Source organism: uncultured Sulfitobacter sp., assembly GCF_964021855.1.
In the GTDB taxonomy this organism is placed as follows: Bacteria; Pseudomonadota; Alphaproteobacteria; order Rhodobacterales; family Rhodobacteraceae; genus Sulfitobacter.
The window spans coordinates 348,570-369,664 of the sequence record NZ_CAXHZD010000002.1 but is presented as its reverse complement, the minus strand read 5'-3'; the positions used below and the strand labels follow the sequence as shown (position 1 = coordinate 369,664).

The window sequence follows — 21,095 nt, the reverse complement described above, 5'->3', positions numbered from 1 at the left end:
AAAAGGCGCGCCATCGCGAAATGGCGCGCCTTTAAACTTGTGTAGACTATATTATTTCAGCGTGATGCGACCATCGACATAGGGCGTGTAGGCCCCGTTCGCCGCGATAAATTCAGCCGTGACATCTGCAACATCCGGGCCGTAGTCATAGGCGTTTTCGGCTGTCTTGAACATCGCATAGCCATCGCCGCCATTGCGCACGTAGTTGTTGGACACAACGCCGTAGACCTTGGCCGGATCAATCGGTTCGCCTGCGACCATCACGTCGCTGATGCGGCTGCCAACTTCGGCTTTTGCATCAACGGCATAGGTCATGCCCGCAACTTGTGGGAAACGGCCTGCGACCTCCTCGATCTGGCTTACGCCGTTTTCAAGCGCCTCGATTACGGTCGCACCCGTCACCTGGAACGTGGACAGCGTGTTCTGGAACGGCAGCACCGTCAGCACTTCGCCCATAGTAACCTCGCCCGCGTCGATCGAGGACCGGATACCACCGCTGTTCTGGAACGCGATTTGCACGCCTTGGTCGGCCACACGGGCCAGCATCGCGTCGGCGATCAGGTTGCCCATTGCGCATTCCATAACGCGGCAAACGGAACGATCACCTTCGATCATCTCGGATGTTTCGGCCACGACCTTGTTGCGAATCTCATCCAGCGGCTGCGCCAATTCAGCGATGCGCGCCACGGTGCTTTCGTCTTCGACAACAGCCGCGTCGATCAACACAGGTTCACCTGATGCTTCTATTAGGTTGCCGTCGTCATCAAAGGTGACGTTCAATTCGCCCAGATATTTACCATAGGCATAGGCCTGCACGATGGCCGTTTCGTTGACCATCGTGGGGTACGCCCCTTCGGCACGGTCGTTGGAGTTGGACAACAACGTGTTCGAATGCCCGCCCACGATCACATCAACACCGGTGGTGTTTGCCGCGACCATCTGATCGACCCTATAGCCGGAGTGGCTGAGCACGATGATCTTGTTCACGCCTTGTGCGGTCAGCATATCGACTTCGCCCTGCACGGCTGCGACGGAATCGGTAAAGATCACGTTTTCACCGGGGCTGGCCAGTTCGCTCGTATCTTCGGTCGTCAGACCAATCAGGCCGATTTTCTCGCCGCCGCGCTCAAGCACTGCTGATTTTGCCAGCTTACCCGCCAAAAGCGGTTCAGCGGAAATATCGGCGTTGGACATCAGGATCGGGAATTCAAGCGCGTCCATAAATCCGGCCAGCACTTCTGGGCCGTCATCGAATTCGTGGTTGCCAACGGTCATGCCATCATAACCCAGCTTGTTCATCATCTCGGCGGCCATCTGGCCTTTGTAATAGGTATAGAACAGCGAGCCTTGGAACTGGTCGCCGCCATCTACCAGAATGTAGTTGTTGGTCCGCGCCTTGGCATCTTTGATCGCGTTGACCAAACGGGCCGTACCGCCAAAGCATTTGCCCTCGGCGTTGTCATCTGATGAACACGGGCCATCATATTTGCTGATCGGCTCAAACCGGGCGTGAAAGTCATTGGTGTGCAGAATGGTCAGATTGTAATCGGCCTGCGCAACACCCGCTGTCAAAGCAAGCGCGGCGGTGGCGGTCAGGAATCGTTTCATGGTGGTCCCCTTAGAGTTGTAATTATGCTGTATCGTGGCCTCCGTCTTGCCATCTGTCAAAGATCATTTGCACCAACCATGGCTTGCCCCAAGGTCAAGGCGCACAAGACACCCTATCCTGCACAGGTCTTGACCGTTTGCCGCCACCAAGGCATCACGGCATCCATGTTGATATACAAAATCTTTCGTAGCGACGAATGGCAAACACTGCGCAACGCGGGCAAGACCCAAGGCGCACCGATTGACGTGGCCGATGGCTATGTCCATTTCTCAACCGCGTCTCAAGCCGCCGAAACGGCAGCGAAACATTTCGCGGGCGAGGAAGGCTTATTCCTGCTTGCCGTGGAAACGGACCGGTTGGGTGACGCCCTGAAATGGGAGGTGTCGCGCGGCGGTGCCGAATTCCCCCATCTCTACCGCGATCTTTTATTGTCCGACGTCGCTTGGGCGCAACCTTTACCCCTGCACGACGGCGCACATCAATTTCCGGCGGGGTTTGAAACAGCGTGACCGATTATCTGGATCCTGACCGCGCGCAATTTGATGCCTTTAAAGGGCTGGACCGCGACACGCCTTTGAACATGCTCAACCTTGTCCGATTGCGCGATGTTGCCGATTACCCAAGCGATCATGCGCTATCGGGCGAGGGGCTGAGCGGTGGCGAAGCCTATAAGAACTACGGTGCCGCAAGCGGCCCTGTGTTGGCTGACGTTGGTGGGTCCATCATCTGGCGCGGTCAGTTCGAGGCGACGTTGATCGGCCCCAGCGATGAAGCATGGGATATCATGTTTATCGCCCACTATCCCAACGCCCATGCATTTTTGCAAATGATAACAGACCCCCGCTACAAGCAGGCCGTGGTCCACCGTCAGGCCGCTGTCATCACCTCGCGGCTGATCCGCAGCGGACCGCTGCCCATAACGGATGAATTTGCATGAAACGCTTCGCGGAAACCATCGGCCTGCGCGCCCTGCGCCAGATTGACCCAGAGGCGGCGCATGGCCTCGCCATCTCGGCCTTGCGGATGGGGCTGGCACCTATGCCGGGGCCTGTCACCTCGGACCGGCTGAAAACCACATTAGCCGGAATGGCGCTGCCCAACCCCGTGGGGCTGGCAGCCGGATTTGATAAAAACGCGACCGCGATTGCGCCGCTGTCAAAAGCGGGCTTTGGGTTTATCGAGGTCGGCGCCGCCACGCCCCTGCCCCAGCCCGGAAATGACAAACCCCGCCTGTTTCGCCTGACCGAAGACCGTGCCGCGATCAACCGTTTCGGGTTCAACAACGAAGGGATGGACGCGATTTGCGCACGTCTGCGCGACCGCGCGCCCGGCATTCCCGTCGGTCTGAACCTTGGGGCCAATAAAACCAGCACAGACCGCGCCGCCGATTTCGCGCGCGTGATGGAGCAAGCCCGCGATCATGTAGATTTTGCGACGGTCAATGTGTCATCCCCCAACACCGAAAAGCTGCGCGACTTGCAGGGCAAGGCAGCGCTGGCCGCACTTTTGGCAGGCGTGATGGACGTGCGCGGATCAACACCCGTGTTCCTGAAGATCGCGCCTGACCTGACCGAAGCCGAAATCGCGGATGTCGCCGACGTGGCCAATCAGGCCGGTGTCGCTGCGATCATTGCGACGAACACGACCCTAGACCGCGCCGGATTACACAGCCCGCACCGCGATGAAATGGGCGGGCTTTCGGGTGCGCCGTTGTTCGAGAAATCAACCCGCGTCTTGGCGCGGTTATCGACATTGACCGATATCCCTCTGGTCGGTGTGGGCGGTATCGGATCGGCCCAAGATGCCTATGCCAAGATTTGCGCAGGCGCATCGGCCGTTCAGCTTTACACCGCCTTGGTTTACGGCGGCCTGTCGCTTGCCGCTGATATCGCGCGGGGCTTGGATCATCTGCTGGCCCGCGACGGCTTTGCATCAGTGGCGGAGGCCGTGGGCACCAAACGCGAGGACTGGCTGTGATCACTATATGGCACAACCCGCGCTGCTCAAAGTCGCGCCAGACCTTGGCGCTGATCGAGGCCGCTGCGGCTGAGGTCACCGTTCGGCGCTACTTGGACAGCCCGCCCACACTGGCAGAGCTGAAAGCGGCAGCCACCGCGCTTGGCCTGCGCCCCATCGAGATGATGCGCAAGGGCGAGGCAAGGTTCAAAGAATTGGGGCTGAGCAAAGACAGTGAGGATGCGGTTCTGCTGCAAGCCATGGCCGACAACCCAATCCTGATTGAGCGCCCTATCGTCTTTAAGGGCGGTAAAGCCGTAATGGGCCGCCCGCCGGAAGCGGTAAATGCTTTGCTAGCGGGCTGAGACGGAATTTTTCAAAAATTCCGGACCGTTTCTTTCAAAGAAAACGCGCTACCCCGCGGCCCGCTCAAGCGCCGGATAGCGCAGCCCAAGCGTCACGCCGCGCGCGACAAAGCTGATCAACAGCGAAATCCACAGCCCGTGATTGCCCAGCATAGGCAGCAAAGCCGCCACGCAAACGCAATATACGGCGAATGAAACCACCATCATGTTGCGCATGTCCCGCGATCGCGTGGCCCCGATGAAAATCCCGTCCAGCATCCATGACGCCCAGCCCAGAACCGGCACCGCTATGACGTAGGGTAGAAACGCCAATGCCTCGGCCCGGACCAAGGGGGCCGTCGTCATCAGTTTAATGACCGCGCCCCCGCCAAGCGCAAATCCGACCGTCATTAGTACGCAGGCCAGCAAGCCCCAACCGCTGGTCAGCAGCGCACTGCGCCGCAAGATGTCGCGTTGCTTGCGGCCCATGGCATTCCCGACCAGCGCCTCGGCTGCAAAGGCAAAGCCATCCAGCGCATATGAGGTGATCATCAAGAATTGTAGCAACACCTGATTGGCCGCCAGCTTTACATCGCCAAGGCCTGATCCGAGGAACAGGAACGAGATAAAGATCGCTTGCAGCAGCAATGACCGGATCAGGATATCCCCGTTGATCTTCGTCATATTAACCCAGCGAGGGCCATCAAACACCTGCGGCCAATCGCGCCATGCTGGCACGGCAAAGGCCGCGCGACAGAACCAAAGGCCCAAGGCGGCCCCCGTCCATTCCGCAAGGAACGTGGCCAAGGCCACCCCTTCGACGCCCCAGTCGAGCCCCAGAACAAACCACAGGTCCAGCAGGATGTTCAGCCCGTTCATCCAGACCTGAATGACCAGCACCGCACGGGTGCGTTCTTGGGCAATCAGCCAGCCGGTGATGGCATAAATCGCAATCGCAGCAGGGGCCGACCAGATGCGGATCTGCATGTACGAGCGGGCAAGACCTTCCACCTCTGCACTGGCGGGGGACACCTGAAAGGACGCCCAGAATAGCGGGATCTGCAGCAGGATAACGACCAGCCCTGCCACCCCGCCGATCAGCAAGCCACGAGTCAGTAGCGCCGCGACCTCGGCATCGTCGCCATGACCGGCGGCTTGGGCCGTCAGCCCGACGGTCCCCATCCGTAGAAACCCGAATATCCAGTACAGCGCTGACAGAATAATGGCACCGATGCCAACCGCACCGATGGGAGCCGCAAGGCCCATCTGCCCCACAACACCCGTGTCCACAGCCCCCAGGATCGGGACCGTTGCATTGGAAATCACAATCGGAATGGCAATGTTCAGAACCCGCCGATGGGTCACCACCGCGCGTGCATCGGCTTTACCCGAAACACCTACAGGATCATCGGCAGGCGACGTGGGATCAGCCACGATTGTGCGGCATCAGGAAATGCCCTGTCGCCTGCGCGAACAGTTTGGCACGGTTGTCTTGCCACGCCTCGACATGAACCGATGCATAGCGCCGCCCGGACCGGTTAATGGTGGCCCGTGCATAGGCGTCGCGCGGCAAACCAGAGCGCAGATAATCAACGGTGAAATCAATGGTCTTTGGCAAGCGCGGCATATGTTCGCTGTCCATCTTGTCGACGTCCAGCGCACCGGATTCAAGGTCTTCCCAAAGGTAGCTCCAGCTGAGGGTGATAATCGATGTCACCTCAAGAAACGACGCGGTGGCCCCGCCGTGAATGGCTTTGATGATCGGGTTCCCGATCAGCTTTTCCGAAAACGGCAAAATCGCAGTTAACTCATCCCCGCGACGATCAAATTCAATGCCCAGAAAATTGATATAGGGCACGCCACTGACCAACGCATTCAATGCCCCGTCACGGCGCTTTTTGATGACCTGAACGGTCTCTGGCTTGGTACGTCCGCTCATCGTTTACCCTCTACTACAAAACTGCCTGTGGCCGTTGCCACCGGGCTTCCGTCTTCCTCGTCATGGGCAGTCGCGCGCACAAAGGCGACGGACCGTGTGACGTGATAGCATTCTGCGCGCGTGGTGATTTTTTGGCCCGGTTTGGCCGCCCGCAAATATTCGATACGCAGGTCAATCGTCGCGGTGCCACCGGGGTTGCTGGGATGGCTCATCACCGCAGCGCCACAGCAGGTGTCCATCAGCGCCGATACCGCCCCGCCATGGATAACCCCTGTGCGCGGGTCCCCGACAAGCTTGGAATCGTACGGCATCGAAATAACCGCAACGCCATCGCTTAGGTCCTCGAGGGACATGTTCAGCGCCTCGCTAAAGGGCAAAGCTGAGATGAATTGTCCGGCGATCCGTGCTTTGTCTGACATTTGTCAGTCCCTTTTCATAAACCTTGCGCATATATCAACCATCCGCGTCGCAAAGAGCAACCCCGCCTGTTGCGCTCGCCTCAGCTTGCGCTTAGTTTCCCGAACCAAGGAGAAAGCAATGTCCGAGAAACGCCTGACCTTTAAGGAGATGTGTGCCGAGTTCGATGTAACGCCGCGTACCTTGCGGTATTACGAGTATATCGAATTGCTGCATCCCGAACGCGATGGCCGGTCCCGCAGCTATGGACCACGGGAAATTGCACGTATGAAATTGATCATGCGGGGCCGCAAATTCGGCTACTCTCTGGAAGGCATCCGCCAGTGGTTGCTGATCTATGAAAAAGAAGGCACCGAGGCACAAATGCGCGCATGGGTCGTCAGCGCCGACCGGCAATTGCTAGAACTGGCAGACCAACGTGCCCAACTTGATGACGCAATAGACGAACTGCAACGTCTGCGCGATGACACGGCAGATGCCCTAAAAGACATGTAGCCAGCAACACCGGTGAAGGCGTCGCCCCTTAGCACCGGTATCATGCCAGCAGCATCCGTACTAGCTCTCTCAAATCCGCCCGATATTTCTGTCGCAAAACATGCGCACCCGTGTGAAATACTCTACACCGGTGGGCCTTTTGACGATCATTTTAAAAGTTGACGTTAATTTACCTTAGGTAAACTTAAAAGTGACGTGACGTACTACTACGTCAACCACACTGTCTGTTGTAATGCGTCCTCGAAACCCCCAAATCGGTCTCGAACGACCTATGATGCGAGAGTGGCAGCGACAGATGAACACCACAACAATGACCATCCGCGAGATGTGCGACACATTTGATGTGACCCCGCGAACATTGCGCTTTTACGAGGCGAAGGAACTGTTGTTTCCCGAACGCCACGGGCAAAAACGTCTTTTCACCAAACGCGACCGCGCGCGGTTGAAACTGATCATCCGCGGCAAGCGCTTTGGCTTTAGCCTGGAAGAAATCCGTCAGTTGCTTGACCTGTATCACATGGGTGACCAGCAACAGACACAACTGGCCCGCACCTATGACATCGCCCGCGATCGGTTGGCCGATCTTGAGGCACAGCGCGACGAAATTAACGAAGCCATCGACGATTTGCGCAACCAGTTAAAATGGGGTGAAAAGATGATCGCCTCAATCAACAGCCCGCGCAAAGCGGCAGAATAAACAGCAACAGATACTCAGACATCCGCCCAAGGGAGAAACCAACATGCCTAGCTACACAGCCCCCATCAAAGACATGCAATTCGTACTTCACGACGTGCTAAAGGTCACCGAGCAGACCATCCCAGGCTATGACGAGCTTGAGGCCGATTTCACCTCGGCTATTCTTGAGGAAGCTGGCAAGCTGACCTCGGAAGTGCTGGCCCCGCTGAACGCCGTGGGCGACAAAGAAGGCTGCCGTCTGGAAAATGGCGTGATCTATACGCCAACCGGTTTTAAAGACGCCTTTGCCAAGGTCAAAGAAGGCGGCTGGCCCGGTCTGGACATGCCAGAACAATACGGCGGTCAAAACATGCCCTACGTCATGGGCACTGCCGTGGGCGAGATGTTCTCGGCCTCCAACCAAGCATTCACCATGTATCAGGGCCTGACCCACGGCGCGGCCTCTGCAATTCTGGCCCACGGGTCGGATGCGCAAAAGGACACCTACTTGCCGAACATGGTATCGTGTGAATGGACCGGTACAATGAACCTGACCGAACCGCATTGCGGCACCGATCTGGGCTTGATGCGCACCAAAGCAGCCCCCCAAGAAGACGGCAGCTATAAAATCTCCGGCCAGAAAATCTTTATCTCCTCCGGCGATCACGACATGGCCGATAACATTATCCACCTTGTGCTCGCCAAAATCGAAGGCGGCCCCGAAGGCATCAAAGGCGTGTCGCTGTTCATCGTTCCCAAGTTTATGGTCAACGAAGACGGCTCGCTTGGTGATCGCAACAGCCTTTCCGTAGGTTCCATCGAAGAGAAAATGGGCATCCACGGCAACTCCACCTGTGTCATGAACTATGATGGCGCTGTCGGCTATCTGCTGGGGGAAGAGCATAAAGGCATGCGCGCCATGTTCACCATGATGAACGAAGCCCGCGTTGGCGTTGGCATGCAAGGGTTGGCCCAAGCCGACGTGGCTTACCAAAACGCGCTGGACTACGCCAAGGACCGCCTGCAAGGCCGTGCCGTGACAGGGACCGAAAACCCCAATGGTCCGGCTGATCCGCTGATTGTTCACCCCGATATCCGCCGCAGCCTGATGGATCAAAAATCCTTTGTCGAAGGTGCACGCGCCTTCATCCTCTGGGGTGCAAACCTGATCGACGCCGCACACCGGTCAAACGATAAAGACGCCGACGGGCTGGTGTCCCTGATGACGCCGGTGATCAAGGGCTTCTTGACCGATGTCGGCTATGACATGACGGTAAAGGCGCAGCAGGTTTATGGTGGCCACGGCTATATCGAAGAATGGGGCATGTCCCAGTTCACCCGCGATGCCCGTATTGCAATGATCTATGAAGGGGCCAATGGCGTTCAAGCGCTTGACCTTGTGGGCCGCAAACTGGCGCAAGACGGCGGCAAGCACGTGATGGCGTTCTTTGATATGCTCAAAACCTTTATCAAGGAAAACGCAGGCCAAGATGCCGAATTCGACGCGGCCTATCTTGAGCCACTGAAAGCCGCCAGCAAGGACCTGCAGGCCGCTGGCATGTATTTCATGCAAAACGGCATGAAAAACCCCAACAACGCCTTGGCTGGCTCTACTGACTTCATGCACATGTTTGGCCAAGTATGCTTGGGCTACATGTGGGCGAAAATGGGTCTGGCCGCGAAAAAGGCGCTTGCAGAAGGCACAGGCGACGCCGCCTTCTATGAGACCAAACTGGCCACGGGCCGCTACTACATGGCGCGCCAATTGCCCGCTACCGCCCTGCACCTGACCCGCATCCAAACCGGCGCGGATACGGTGATGGCGCTGGACGCGGCAAACTTCTAAGCTACCCGAGGTGGGGGCAACCCCACCTCATGCTTTTTGAAAGGTTCCCGATGCCCAAACGCTTTCGCCTTACCCGCCGTTTCCCCGTCGCCATGACCGAAGACGGCTATAGACGGCTCAAAAAATTCTCGGCCGAGGCGGGATTGGATGAAGGCGAAGCGCTGTCGTTTCTGTTTGAAAACTTCAACAGTGTGATGAACGAGGAAAATCTGACAGCACGCCTACGGCTCTTTAACGCCGAAATAGATGATCGTAAAAAATAACGGCAAAAAGGATGATACCGACCCTTCGGGGAGAGTTTACTTGGCAAAATGAAACGGGCGGCAAGGCCCTGCCTCAACCTTAGTTTAAACCAAGAAAGAGACAGGGTTTCACTTTGCACGCTGCTCAGCTCTCCAGCCTGCGGCGCGTCTGTTTGATAAAAGATAGCCACTAAGAAGATATTAAAATTGAAACCTTTTGATTTCATTTTGCCAAATAAACTCCACGGGGGTGTGGGGGTGTGAAACCCCCACGTCGACCAGAGAGACAGAAAACGACCTTAGGGAGGTTCAAATGACCATCAAATTGCATTGCTTCGGAGAAAGCGGAAACGCTTACAAAGCAGCCCTTGCGCTGGAACTGTCAGGCCTTGCCTGGGAGCCGGTCAAAGTCGATTTCTTTGGCGGTGAAACGCGCACGCCGGACTATCGCAACACCACAAATGTGATGGGCGAAGCACCTGTGATGATCGACGGCGATGTCCGCCTGACCCAATCCGGCGTGATCCAAGACTACGTGTCCGAAAAATCCGGCAAGTTTGGCGGCAAAGATTCCACGGAACGCCGCGAAATTCTGCGGTGGGTTCTGTGGGACAATCACAAGCTTAGCTCAATTGCCGGCATGACCCGTTTTCTGATGAATTTCCTACCCGCAGACAAGCAACCCAAAGAGGTCATCGGCTTTATGCAGGGGCGTCTGACCGCTGCTTATGCCGTGCTTAACGATCATCTTGAGGGGCGCGACTGGATCGTGGGCGATGGGATCACCAACGCCGATCTGAGCTGCTGCGGCTACCTCTATTACCCCGAACCTTTCGGCTTCAACCGCAAGGATTGGCCCAATATCGACGCGTGGCTCACGCGTCTGAGCGAAACACCGGGCTGGAAAGCCCCGTATGACCTGATGCCCGGCAGCCCCGCTGACCGCGCTTGACTTAAAGGGAGACACCTAATGACCGAAGCCTATATTTATGACGCATTGCGCACCCCGCGCGGCAAGGGCCGCAAAGACGGCGCGCTGCACGAGCTGACATCGCTGCGCCTGTCCGCGCTGACACTGAACGCCCTGAAAGACCGCAATAACCTTGAAGGTCACGCGGTCGAGGACGTGATCTGGGGCAACGTGACCCAAGTGATGGAACAGGGCGGTTGTCTTGCGCGCTCTGCCGTATTGGCGTCCGATCTGGACGAACGCATTCCGGGCCTTGCGATCAACCGCTTCTGCGCGTCCGGTATGGAGGCCGTTAACCTCGCCGCAAACCAAATCAAAGGCGGGGCCGGCATGGCCTATATCGCGGGCGGTGTTGAGATGATGGGCCGCGTGCCGATGGGCAGCGATGGCGCCGCGATTGCCGTTGACCCAACATTGGCAATGGAAAAGTATTTCGTGCCGCAGGGTATTTCGGCGGACATTATTGCCACCGAATACGGTTTCACCCGCGAAGAAGCCGACCAGCTGGCCGTTAAATCCCAGCAACGCGCAAAAATGGCATGGGACGAAGGCCGCTTTGCCAAATCCGTCATCGACATCAAGGATCAGAACGGCCTGTCGATCCTGAGCCATGATGAATACATGCGCCCCCAAACCGACATGCAGTCGCTTGGGTCGTTGAACCCTGCGTTTCAGCAGATGGGCGAAGTCATGCCCGGTTTCGACAAGATCGCACTGATGAAGTATCCGCATCTTGAGAAAATCAACCACATCCATCACGCGGGTAACTCCTCGGGTATTGTTGATGGTGCGGCGGCTGTGCTGATCGGCAACAAGGAATTCGGCGAGAAATACGGCCTTAAGCCACGCGCCCGTATCCGCGCCACAGCCAAGATCGGCACCGATCCAACGATCATGCTGACCGGCCCCGTGCCCGTGACCGAGAAAATCCTTGCCGACAACGGCATGAAGATCAGCGACATCGATCTGTTCGAGGTTAACGAAGCATTCGCTGCCGTTGTTATGCGCTTCATGCAAGCGTTTGACGTCGACGACAGCAAGGTGAACGTCAACGGCGGGTCCATCGCGATGGGTCACCCCTTGGGTGCGACCGGTGCCATGATTATCGGCGCATTGCTGGACGAGCTTGAGCGGTCCGACAAAGAAGTCGGCATGGCCACGCTTTGCATCGCATCCGGCATGGGTGCCGCCACAATAATCGAGCGGGTCTAATGGGCGATCAACCCCATCCGTTCCACGCTGTCGCCGAATTGGCGACAAGACGTGGGCTGAAAGATCTGAAGATCAAGGAAGAACGCGGCGGGGCCTATGTGCGCCTGTATCAGAACACGCCGCCGCTGTTCTTTAAGCATCGCAATGATCCCAGCGACAGCTTTGACCGCGAGAGTTTCAACGACTTCAAACGGATATTGCTAAGCGAAGAGGATTGCGCCGATGGCCCAGAGGCCACGATTGCTTTGATCAGATCACTGCTTGAAAAATTCGCTGATTACACACCTCAGCGCTCGTAACACACTCCAAATCAGGGAGAGATAAATGACCGATTTCACAATGACCAAGGACGCCGACGGCGTCGCCATCATCACCTGGGACGTCCCCGGTAAATCCATGAACGTCATGTCGATCGAAGGGCTGTCCGAACTGGACGCGATCATCGACACCGTTTTGTCCGACGACAGCATCAAGGGTGCCGTTGTCACATCCGGCAAGGCAGGATCGTTTGCGGGCGGTATGGACCTGAACCTGCTGGCCAAAATGCGCGAAGACGCGGGCGACGATCCGGCCCAAGGCCTGTTCGACGGCACCATGAAAATGCATGCCCTGCTGCGCAAAATCGAACGTGCTGGTATGGACCCAAAGACCAATAAAGGCGGCAAACCGATTGCGTCGGCCCTGCCCGGCACGGCTGCCGGTATTGGTCTGGAACTGCCACTGGCCACACATCGCATTTTCGTCGCTGACAATCCTAAGGCCCGCATTGGCCTGCCAGAAATCATGGTTGGCATTTTCCCGGGTGCGGGCGGCACAACCCGTCTGACACGCAAGCTGGGCGCGATGGGTGCCTCGCCCTTCTTGCTTGAAGGCAAGATGGTTGCCCCTGCTGCGGCGAAATCTGCGGGCTTGATCGACGAGGTTGTAGCCGATCCGGTTGCCGCCGCGAAAGAGTGGGTATTGAACGCAAAAGACGCGGACATCCTGAAACCATGGGATGCCAAGGGCTATAAAATGCCCGGCGGCGCGCCCTATCACCCCGCTGGTTTTATGACGTTTGTCGGTGCCAACGCGATGGTCAACGGCAAGACCCAAGGCGCATTCCCTGCCGCCAAAGCGTTGCTGAGTGCCGTCTATGAGGGTGCATTGGTCCCGTTTGATACTGCGCTGAAAATCGAAGCCCGCTGGTTCACCAACATCCTGATGAACCCATCGTCATCCGCCATGATCCAGTCGCTGTTCCTGAACAAGGAAGCCTTGGAAAAAGGCGCTGTGCGCCCCGAAGGTGTGCCAGATCAACGCGTCAAAAAGCTGGGCGTATTGGGCGCTGGCATGATGGGTGCAGGCATCACGCTGGTATCGGTTCAGGCCGGTATCGAGGTGGTCCTGATCGACCAAACCCAAGAAGCGGCAGACAAGGGCAAAGCCTATTCCGCCAGCTTCTTTGACAAGGGCATTGCACGTCGCAAATCCACCGAAGAGAAAAAGCAGGCCGCTTTGGACCTGATCACCGCGACCACCGATCTGGACGCGTTGAAAGGCTGCGATCTGATTATCGAAGCGGTGTTCGAAGACCCTGCCGTCAAGGCCGAGATGACCAAAAAGGTCGAAGCTGTGATCCCCGAGGATTGCATTTTCGCCTCCAACACCTCGACCCTGCCGATCACGGAACTGGCCAAAGCGTCCTCACGCGCGGATCAGTTCATCGGTATCCACTTCTTCTCTCCTGTTGAGAAAATGCTGCTGGTCGAGATCATCAAAGGCAAGGAAACCGGTGATCGTGCCGTAGCCAAATCGCTCGATTACGTGCGCCAGATCCGTAAGACGCCCATCGTGGTGAACGACGCGCGGTTCTTCTATGCCAACCGCTGCATCATCCCTTATGCCAACGAAGGTGCACGGATGATCACCGAAGGTGTCGCACCCCAGCTGGTGGATCACGCGGCGCAATTGCTGGGCTTCCCCGTTGGGCCCGTGCAACTGACCGACGAAACCTCCATTGATCTGGGTGCCAAGATTGCCCGCGCGACCAAAGCTGCGATGGGCAATGCCTATCCTGCGTCCCAAGCCGACGATCTGATTTTCTGGATGGAAGATCTGGGCCGTCTGGGCCGCAAAGCCAAGGCTGGGTTCTTTGACTATGATGAGAAAGGCAAGCGTCAGGGTTATTGGAAGGGCATGCACGACAAGTTCCCGCTGGCCGACGAACAGCCCGATCTGCGCGATGTGCAGGACCGTCTGATGTTCGTTCAAGTGCTTGAAGCTGTGCGCGCGTTGGAAGAAGGCGTGTTGGAAGACATCCGCGAAGGCGATGTTGGCGCGATCCTTGGTTGGGGCTTTGCGCCTTGGTCCGGTGGTCCGTTCAGCTGGCTCGACATCATCGGCGCACCTTATGCCGCCGAACGTTGTGACCAGCTGCAGGCCAAGTTTGGCGATCGTTTCGAATGCCCTGCCCTGCTGCGCGAGATGGCAGACAAAGGTCAGACATTCTATGGCCGCTTCGGACCGGATGCCAAAGCCGCCTGATCGGCAGCACATCTAAAACACATACGGCCAGCAGGTGACTGCTGGCCGTTTTTGCATCTATCGTACTGGTTCGCTGGCTGGGGCTAATGCGCGTCCTCGAAGCGGTAGCCAAACCGCGAAATATCGGCGGCACAAATCCGTGCAACGATCTGCGAAAGCGCGTCCGTATAATAGCTTTGGTACGCGGCATCGCGGTCAGAGGCATTTTCATTCGGCAGCGTTAATTCGAACCCCAGATGATCAAAAAGGGGCTGGGCGTCTTGCGTAAAATGCTCAAGCCGGATGAACAGATTACCCTGATCATCCCCCGCGCCGTCTTGCAGATAGCTGCCATATGGGGCGTTTTGCAGGCTGGCTTGTAACGCGGGTGTTTCAAGGAATGCGGCGAAACTGCTTTGTTGCGCAAGCCGGACCATGGGGTGATCAAAGGACTGCCCGCGTAGCCAGTGATAATAGCTTACGATCCGGTCCCACGGGTTGCGCACCAAGGTGAAACAGAACATCTGCGCAATCTCGTCGCGCGTCACCACCCCTTCGATATCGGCCAGCGTCGAATGCTTCCACCGTCGTCCTGCCGCGGGTACATCCTTCATCCGCTTCCGGCGATTTAACGCCTTGGGCGTGTCGCCCAGCATGATGTCATCCTTCATCGCGCGCCCTTCCAACGCCAGCGCCAGCGACGTGCCACCGGTTTTGGGGATGTGCACAAAGATGTAATTGCGGCCACGGCTGATGATCATTGCACGGGCCTTTGCGCGCCTATCGCGGCGCGTTGTGCGACATCATCTTTTGGTTGGCTGTGTTTCATACTTTTAACTTTACGCAACTGGCGCAATACTCAAGCAGAAAAACCGCAAGGCCAAAGGATACATCATGGGTTGGATGACAAACGAAGACGGATTGGAAAAGTGCCGCGCCAATTATGTGCCGCTTAGCCCGCTGTCGCACCTGCAACGCGCGGCCCATGTGTTCCCGGATGTTGTGGCCGTTTCCTATGGTTCGCACCGCACGACCTATGCCGAGTATCACGCCAGATGCAGCCGCTTGGCATCGGCGCTGGCGGATATGGGCGTGTTGCCCGGCGACGTGGTATCGACCATTTTGCCCAATATCCCTGCCCAAGCCGAGGCGCATTTCGGCGTGCCCGCCTGCGGGGCCGTCTTGAACACCATCAACACCCGTTTGGACGTCGATACCGTCGCCTATATCCTTGACCATGGTGAGGCTAAGGTCGCGCTGGTTGATACCCAGTTTATCGACTTAGCCGAAGCCGCCTGTGCCGCACTAGACACGCCGCCGACCCTGATCGAAGTCCCGGACGCCCATGCCGGTTTTCCCGCGACCGGACGGCACCCGACCTATGATGATCTGCTGGCCAAGGGCGATCCCGCCTATGCTTGGGTCATGCCGCAAGACGAATGGGAAAGCCTTGCCTTGAACTATACGTCCGGTACCACGGGCCGGCCCAAGGGCGTCGTTTACCATCACCGCGGCGCGTATTTGATGACGATGGGCACCGTTGTCAGCTGGCGTATGGTGATGCGTCCGGTCTTTATGCAGATTGTGCCGCTGTTCCATTGTAACGGCTGGAACCATGCGTGGATGATGCCCCTGCTGGGCGGCACCTTGGTCTGTTGTCGCGACATCACTGCCAGCGCCATCTATGACGCGATTGCAGGCGAAGGGGTGACCCATTTCGGCGGCGCGCCGATTGTGTTGAACATGATTGTTAACGCGCCCGACGCTGAACGCAGTGCGTTCGATCATGTTGTCGAAGTCTTTACCGCCGGTGCGCCCCCCGCCCCCGCGACCCTAAGCAAGATTGAGGCGTTGGGGTTCAACGTCACCCAAGTTTACGGCCTGACCGAAACCTATGGCCATGTCACCGAATGCCTGTGGAGCGCTGAGTGGGACGCATTGCAAGGCGAAGACCGCGCAGCCGTGAAAGCCCGCCAAGGCGTGCCGATGCCAATGATGGAGGACATCACCGTATTGAACCCCGATATGACCCAAGTCACCAAAGACGGGGCGACACAGGGCGAGATTATGATCCGTGGGAATTCCGTGATGAAAGGGTATTTCAAGAACCCCGAAGCCACGAAAGATGCGTTTGAAGGCGGCTATTTCCATTCAGGTGATTTGGCGGTGCAGCATCCGAACGGCTATATGCAGATCGCTGATCGCGCCAAGGATATCATCATCTCGGGCGGTGAAAACATATCCTCGGTCGAGATCGAAGGCGTGCTGATGGGGCATCCGGATGTGAACCTTGCCGCCGTTGTTGCCAAACCCGATGACAAATGGGGCGAGGTGCCTTGCGCTTTTGTTGAGCTGAAACCCGGCCAAACCGGGGACGAGGCTGCGATGATCGCCTTTGCACGCGAAACCTTGGCAGGGTTCAAAGCCCCCAAAAAGGTCGTGTTCCAAGAGCTGCCAAAGACATCGACTGGCAAAATCCAGAAATTCGAACTGCGCAAGAAAGCAGCCACGCTTTAGCGATTGGTCTGCGTATCACAGCAATGCACTGTTCGGCCGGGCCCAAGTGGTCGCCGTTCCCATAGACCTGTTTGAAATTCCTTGGAACAAACGGCGATCGCGCTCGTTGTCTCCCTGTAACGAAGGGCGCTCGCGGACGACAGTTCGCTGCCTGATAACTCAGTAACAGACACTTTAACGAGTGACGGAAAGCGAATAACATGACACGGATTTCGAAATTCACCCTAAGCACTGCAATCTTGGCTGGCACGATGTTTGGCGGCGCGGCCTTGGCTGCGGATAACGAAACAGTGGATCATACAGAGGTCGGATCGCTAAGCTGCGATGTTGGCGACGGCAGCGGTTTCATCGTGGGCTCAAGCCGCGAACTGACCTGTATCTTTAACCCCGTTGAAGAAGGTCAAGCAGACGAAAAATATGTCGGCGAGATCAACCGCTGGGGTCTGGATATCGGCGAGACGCAAAACGGCCAGATGTCTTGGCTTGTTCTTGCACCAACTGAATCCGAGTATAGCGAAGGTGGCCTGAACGGCTCGTACAAAGGCGTATCTGCCGAAGTGACATTCGGTGTCGGCCTTGGTGCAAACGTCATGACCGGTGGTTCGGAAAACACATTGGCCCTGCAGCCAGTAAGCGTGAACACGCAAAACGGCATAAACCTTGCTGTAGGTGTGGGCGAGATCAACCTGACACGCGTCGAAGGCTAAACCCTTCGGAAATGTTAAGAGAAAAGGGTGGCGTCGTGCCGCCCTTTTTTCGTTCTAGCGCGCCGCGCCTAGACGTTTTTCAAAGCGCCACGCATTGATTACTTGAGGCCCCTCTTCGGTTTCGACCTGATATGGAACTGTCGCGGCTAGAACCCAGCCGGACTTTTCATAGAAACGTGCCGCGCGGTCATTGCCCACCAAACAGGCCAGCCATTTCAATCCGTCACCCAATGCGGCCTCCGCTTCTTCCATCAACGCGCGCGCGACGCCTGACCCTTGGAAATCCGGCGCGACGTAGAACTGATACAGCTCGTCGCCCTCGATCATAAAGAACCCGGCCATTTGGCCATCAATCCACGCGACCTGCGTCTGTTGCACATGCGCTTTGGTCCGCGTCAAAAACTCGCCTGCCGTGCGCTGCTGGATCAGGGATTTCGGTGCCGCAGCACCATGCCCCTGCATCCACCCCTCGCGCCACAACGCCGCAATCACGGGGACGTCGGCAGATACCGCAGTTTTTACATCCATTAAGTTGATCTCCGGCGCGATTGGACCATGCTGACCCGCGCAGCCCATTGCTCAAGTCTTATCAAATGCTAAAGTACAGCAAAATAACTAGGCAGTATATCACAGCTCATGACGGCCCTAACGAAATACGCGCGCATCGAAGCGACGGGCCTTTGGCGTGCCGATCCCAAAGATCAACGCCGCGAGGTTATCGTGTCGATCGGGGACGCGACGCTGGTGATTTCCGACATGAAGGACCAAGCCATTGCGCATTGGTCGCTGGCCGCTGTCGCCCGCGCAAACCCCGGCATCCGGCCTGCGATATTTCACCCCGACGGCGACCCGGCCGAAACGCTCGAGATCGCAGACACCCACAGCGAGATGATTGACGCCATTGAAACCCTGCGCCGCGCTGTTGAACGCGGCCGCCCGCACCCCGGTCGCTTGCGACTGATCGGTGTGTTGGGGTCAATCTTTACCGTGGTTGCCTTGGCGCTGTTCTGGCTGCCCGGTGCCATGCAGGACCACACCCTGAAAGTCGTGCCAAAGGTGAAACGCGCCTCCATCGGGGTGTCATTGCTGCGCCAGATCGAACGGGTTTCCGGTGTGGCCTGTTCCAATCCGCGTGGCCGCACCGCGCTGGCCAAGCTTGGCACCCGACTGTCAGCGGGGCCGTTGACCGTATTGCCCGCGATGACCCGTGACAGCATCCACCTGCCCGGCGGGTTGATCGTGTTGAACAAAACGATATTCGAAGACTATGAATCCCCTGATGTTGCCGCCGGTTTCATCCTGTCCGAAGTCGTCAAACGCGCACAAAGCGACCCGCTGCGGGACATGCTGACCGACCTGAGCTTGCGCGAAAACTTTCGCCTGCTGACGACCGGCGAAATCTCTGAACCCGCCCTCAAAAGCTATGCCGAGATCCTGATGGCCGCGCAGGACACCCCTGCGCCGGTCGATCAACTGCTGGCGCGCTTCAATGAAGAACGGTTGCACAGCACCCCCTATGCAGAAGCGCTTGATATCACTGGCGAAACCACATTGGCCTTGATCGAGGGTGATCCAATGGCGGGCCAGGATACTGCCCCGTTGATCAATGACGCCGATTGGCTGCGCCTGCAAAACATCTGCGGCGGATAAAGGAAACTCATGCTGGATACGAGCCTACGCATTGCCCTGTCACCTGTGTTGCTGATGCAAGCCGCCACCGTGCGCGCCCGTGCCCTGCAACTGCCCGAGGCAAGCGGCCCCAGAGAAGGTACAATCGGCAGCGGCCCTGCGTTATCCGTGCTCATATTGGGCGATTCATCTGCGGCGGGCGTGGGCGTCACCCATCAAGATCAGGCATTGGCTGGCCAATTATCCAATGAGCTTTCGCAGAATTACACCCTCAACTGGCGCTTGATTGCAAAAACCGGCGCGACGACCGCCAGCACCCTTAAACATCTTGAGGGGCAAGCCCCCTCCCGCTTCGATATTGTTGTGACGGCCTTGGGCGTGAATGATGTCACCCATGCTGTCCCCTTCAAGGTTTGGCAGCAACGCCAACAGGCATTGCGGGCGCGCATCAACCAGCTTTTTGCGCCGCGTCTTGTGTATATGACAGGCGTGCCACCGCTGGGTCTTTTCCCGATCCTGCCACAACCCTTGCGCTGGACCTTGGGCAGGCAGGCGGACCGCTTTAACGCGGCTTTGGCCACAACACTTGCCGCTGAAAAGCACTGGCATCACATCGGGTTCGACCTGCCGTTGGACCCCACACAAATGGCCGCTGACCGGTTCCATCCCGGCCCTGAAATCTATGCGATTTGGGCAAAAGAAATGGCCAGCCGGATCAACACCGACTGGCCACTTGTTTCAAATCAGACCTAAGCCCTAGCGGATATAGGCGTCACCATACCCGCTGCCACGCAGCTTTCCCAACGCTTGGGGCGCTGATGCTTTGGCAAATGGCCCGGCCTGAACCGATAGATAGGTCTTGCCACCGCGCGTTGATTTTCCGATGCGCGCGCCCATGCCCATGCCCGCAATACGCTTGGCTGCCCGCTGCGCATTCGCCGCATTTTGAAAGACCCCCACCTGCACATAAGCGCTGGCACCACTACGTGTTGGCACCGAGGCGGCAGTATCGGACTTGGCAGCAGAACGGCTGGAATAGGTTGGCCTGCGCACGGCAGGGGCCACACCACGGTTTCGCACGACCCGCTTGACCACCACTCCATCGCGCGTGGACAATGTTACTTTCCCCATCTCAAGGCGTTGCTGATCAATCGACGTATAGGGGTAAATCAACGGCATTTTCGCCGTCACATCCTGCCCTGTGTACTGGTTGATCAAACGACGCGGCACGGTGTTGGTCCACATCAAATTCATCTGCGCCCGACCGGCAAGCGTTTGCTCGGCCCGTTTCGGGTTCAACCGGTCGTCATCCCAAACTGGCTTGTACCCTTTCGGGACCTGCACGGTGTTGTAGGTGTTGATGCGGTTCACCGCGACGTGCTTGGGGACGATGCGGGTGTTCGGGGTCACCGTCACAGTACCTGCCGGCATTTTGCGCTGCGATGTCTTGCGGGTCGCTTGGGGCGGTACGGGTGCAATCCGCTCTGTCTGGGGGCCGCACCGCACGGGCATTTTGGCACCGGCCATATACCGCTGCGCAAGGGGTGATCTGTCGGGACAGACGCTAGCAGTTTGAGGGGGTACCGACGCAACAACAACCGGACGTGCCGCAGTTTGGCGCACCACGGTCGGCGCTGTCTGCTGAGCAACCGGCGCGGCGCGGCGGATTTTGGGAACGGGGCGCGGTTTTACAGCGACGGTGGTCGCCTGCGTCGACGGCGTATTTAACGCGATCTGGGCGACACCAGTCGCTTGCGGCGCGGGCGACGCCATAGCAGTGCCAACATTCGTCGGTTTAAAACCACAGACGCCAGCGCGCTTGCGTGTCACACGCGGCACCCATGTCACATTCCCATCAATGCCAGCACGGATAAAAACACAGCCGGCACTGTCCACATATTGCTTGCCCTTATAGGAAGCCGGGGGAAACTCTTTGGGTTGCTCCCGAAAGGACTGGGCCTGCACTGCGCCGATGCTGACAGTTCCGAAAACGATAGCGATTGCGACAACATTTCTAAACTTCATCCGCGC

The 21,095-nt window shown here is 57.6% G+C and carries 23 protein-coding genes; 16 read left to right on the top strand and 7 right to left on the bottom strand.

Features of this window, described 5'->3' with window-relative positions; genetic code table 11:
• Positions 1-51: 51 nt before the first annotated feature.
• The gene (locus AADJ11_RS08090; protein WP_341234015.1) at positions 52-1,608 is read right to left on the bottom strand and encodes a bifunctional metallophosphatase/5'-nucleotidase; all 1,557 of its coding nucleotides are present in this window, start codon (positions 1,606-1,608) and stop codon (positions 52-54) included.
• A gap of 165 nt (positions 1,609-1,773) precedes the next feature.
• Here AADJ11_RS08090 and AADJ11_RS08085 point away from each other — a divergent pair, with 165 nt between their 5' ends.
• Genes AADJ11_RS08085 through arsC form a run of 4 tightly spaced genes read left to right on the top strand, consistent with a single transcriptional unit; the run spans position 1,774 to position 3,930 of the window.
• Positions 1,774-2,118: a DUF952 domain-containing protein gene (locus AADJ11_RS08085; RefSeq protein ID WP_341234014.1), complete on the top strand. Its 345-nt coding sequence runs from the start codon at positions 1,774-1,776 to the stop codon at positions 2,116-2,118.
• Positions 2,115-2,546 (top strand): DUF1330 domain-containing protein, encoded by a 432-nt coding sequence (locus tag AADJ11_RS08080; protein WP_341234013.1) that lies wholly within the window; start codon positions 2,115-2,117, stop codon positions 2,544-2,546. Before AADJ11_RS08085 ends, AADJ11_RS08080 begins: the two co-directional genes overlap by 4 nt.
• On the top strand, positions 2,543-3,586 hold the full coding sequence (locus tag AADJ11_RS08075) for a quinone-dependent dihydroorotate dehydrogenase (RefSeq protein ID WP_341234012.1): 1,044 nt from the start codon (positions 2,543-2,545) through the stop codon (positions 3,584-3,586). Before AADJ11_RS08080 ends, AADJ11_RS08075 begins: the two co-directional genes overlap by 4 nt.
• A complete protein-coding gene (gene arsC, locus AADJ11_RS08070; RefSeq protein ID WP_341234011.1) occupies positions 3,583-3,930 on the top strand; it encodes an arsenate reductase (glutaredoxin) in 348 nt (115 codons plus the stop codon). Before AADJ11_RS08075 ends, arsC begins: the two co-directional genes overlap by 4 nt.
• Positions 3,931-3,978: 48 nt before the next feature.
• Here arsC and AADJ11_RS08065 read toward each other — a convergent pair whose 3' ends face one another.
• The 3 genes from AADJ11_RS08065 to AADJ11_RS08055 are packed head-to-tail and all read right to left on the bottom strand — an operon-like array spanning position 3,979 to position 6,267.
• Positions 3,979-5,277: an MATE family efflux transporter gene (locus AADJ11_RS08065; RefSeq protein ID WP_341234477.1), complete on the bottom strand. Its 1,299-nt coding sequence runs from the start codon at positions 5,275-5,277 to the stop codon at positions 3,979-3,981.
• Between the two features lie 58 nt (positions 5,278-5,335).
• A complete protein-coding gene (locus tag AADJ11_RS08060) occupies positions 5,336-5,848 on the bottom strand; it encodes a PaaI family thioesterase (RefSeq protein WP_341234010.1) in 513 nt (170 codons plus the stop codon).
• Positions 5,845-6,267, bottom strand: a complete 423-nt coding sequence (locus AADJ11_RS08055) for a PaaI family thioesterase (protein WP_341234009.1) — start codon at positions 6,265-6,267, stop codon at positions 5,845-5,847. The genes AADJ11_RS08060 and AADJ11_RS08055 overlap by 4 nt, the downstream gene beginning before the upstream one ends.
• Before the next feature lie 118 nt (positions 6,268-6,385).
• Here AADJ11_RS08055 and AADJ11_RS08050 point away from each other — a divergent pair, with 118 nt between their 5' ends.
• The 8 genes from AADJ11_RS08050 (at position 6,386) to AADJ11_RS08015 (ending at position 14,232) form a co-directional block, all read left to right on the top strand.
• Positions 6,386-6,760: a MerR family DNA-binding transcriptional regulator gene (locus tag AADJ11_RS08050; protein WP_341234008.1), complete on the top strand. Its 375-nt coding sequence runs from the start codon at positions 6,386-6,388 to the stop codon at positions 6,758-6,760.
• 295 nt (positions 6,761-7,055) lie between these two features.
• A complete protein-coding gene (locus AADJ11_RS08045; RefSeq protein ID WP_341234007.1) occupies positions 7,056-7,457 on the top strand; it encodes a MerR family DNA-binding transcriptional regulator in 402 nt (133 codons plus the stop codon).
• A gap of 43 nt (positions 7,458-7,500) precedes the next feature.
• The gene (locus AADJ11_RS08040) at positions 7,501-9,282 is read left to right on the top strand and encodes an acyl-CoA dehydrogenase C-terminal domain-containing protein (protein ID WP_341234006.1); all 1,782 of its coding nucleotides are present in this window, start codon (positions 7,501-7,503) and stop codon (positions 9,280-9,282) included.
• A gap of 50 nt (positions 9,283-9,332) precedes the next feature.
• Complete coding sequence (locus AADJ11_RS08035) at positions 9,333-9,545, top strand: hypothetical protein (protein ID WP_176250467.1); 213 nt, start codon at positions 9,333-9,335, stop codon at positions 9,543-9,545.
• 292 nt (positions 9,546-9,837) lie between these two features.
• Positions 9,838-10,476 (top strand): glutathione S-transferase, encoded by a 639-nt coding sequence (locus AADJ11_RS08030; RefSeq protein WP_341234005.1) that lies wholly within the window; start codon positions 9,838-9,840, stop codon positions 10,474-10,476.
• Positions 10,477-10,494: 18 nt separating this feature from the next.
• On the top strand, positions 10,495-11,706 hold the full coding sequence (locus AADJ11_RS08025) for an acetyl-CoA C-acetyltransferase (protein WP_341234004.1): 1,212 nt from the start codon (positions 10,495-10,497) through the stop codon (positions 11,704-11,706).
• A complete protein-coding gene (locus AADJ11_RS08020; RefSeq protein WP_341234003.1) occupies positions 11,706-12,005 on the top strand; it encodes an acetyl-CoA acetyltransferase in 300 nt (99 codons plus the stop codon). The genes AADJ11_RS08025 and AADJ11_RS08020 overlap by 1 nt, the downstream gene beginning before the upstream one ends.
• Positions 12,006-12,030: 25 nt before the next feature.
• Positions 12,031-14,232: a 3-hydroxyacyl-CoA dehydrogenase NAD-binding domain-containing protein gene (locus tag AADJ11_RS08015; protein WP_341234002.1), complete on the top strand. Its 2,202-nt coding sequence runs from the start codon at positions 12,031-12,033 to the stop codon at positions 14,230-14,232.
• 83 nt (positions 14,233-14,315) lie between these two features.
• Here the strand turns inward: AADJ11_RS08015 and AADJ11_RS08010 are convergent, their stop codons facing one another.
• Entirely contained in the window at positions 14,316-14,972 is a 657-nt protein-coding gene (locus tag AADJ11_RS08010; protein WP_341234001.1) for a sulfotransferase family 2 domain-containing protein, read from the bottom strand.
• A 133-nt stretch (positions 14,973-15,105) separates the two neighbouring features.
• Between AADJ11_RS08010 and AADJ11_RS08005 the strand changes: the two genes are divergently transcribed.
• Positions 15,106-16,728 (top strand): AMP-binding protein, encoded by a 1,623-nt coding sequence (locus AADJ11_RS08005; RefSeq protein WP_341234000.1) that lies wholly within the window; start codon positions 15,106-15,108, stop codon positions 16,726-16,728.
• 200 nt (positions 16,729-16,928) lie between these two features.
• Positions 16,929-17,435 carry a DUF992 domain-containing protein gene (locus AADJ11_RS08000; RefSeq protein ID WP_341233999.1) on the top strand — a complete coding sequence of 169 codons (507 nt, stop codon included), beginning with the start codon at positions 16,929-16,931 and terminating at the stop codon, positions 17,433-17,435.
• 54 nt (positions 17,436-17,489) lie between these two features.
• On the opposite strand, the gene AADJ11_RS07995 is transcribed toward AADJ11_RS08000, so the two are convergent.
• Entirely contained in the window at positions 17,490-17,963 is a 474-nt protein-coding gene (locus AADJ11_RS07995; protein WP_341233998.1) for a GNAT family N-acetyltransferase, read from the bottom strand.
• A 108-nt stretch (positions 17,964-18,071) separates the two neighbouring features.
• Here AADJ11_RS07995 and AADJ11_RS07990 point away from each other — a divergent pair, with 108 nt between their 5' ends.
• Positions 18,072-19,085 (top strand): hypothetical protein, encoded by a 1,014-nt coding sequence (locus AADJ11_RS07990; RefSeq protein ID WP_341233997.1) that lies wholly within the window; start codon positions 18,072-18,074, stop codon positions 19,083-19,085.
• A 9-nt stretch (positions 19,086-19,094) separates the two neighbouring features.
• Positions 19,095-19,817 (top strand): SGNH/GDSL hydrolase family protein, encoded by a 723-nt coding sequence (locus AADJ11_RS07985; RefSeq protein WP_341233996.1) that lies wholly within the window; start codon positions 19,095-19,097, stop codon positions 19,815-19,817.
• Between the two features lie 3 nt (positions 19,818-19,820).
• Here AADJ11_RS07985 and AADJ11_RS07980 read toward each other — a convergent pair whose 3' ends face one another.
• Positions 19,821-21,089 (bottom strand): SPOR domain-containing protein, encoded by a 1,269-nt coding sequence (locus AADJ11_RS07980; RefSeq protein WP_341233995.1) that lies wholly within the window; start codon positions 21,087-21,089, stop codon positions 19,821-19,823.
• Between the last annotated feature and the right edge of the window lie 6 nt (positions 21,090-21,095).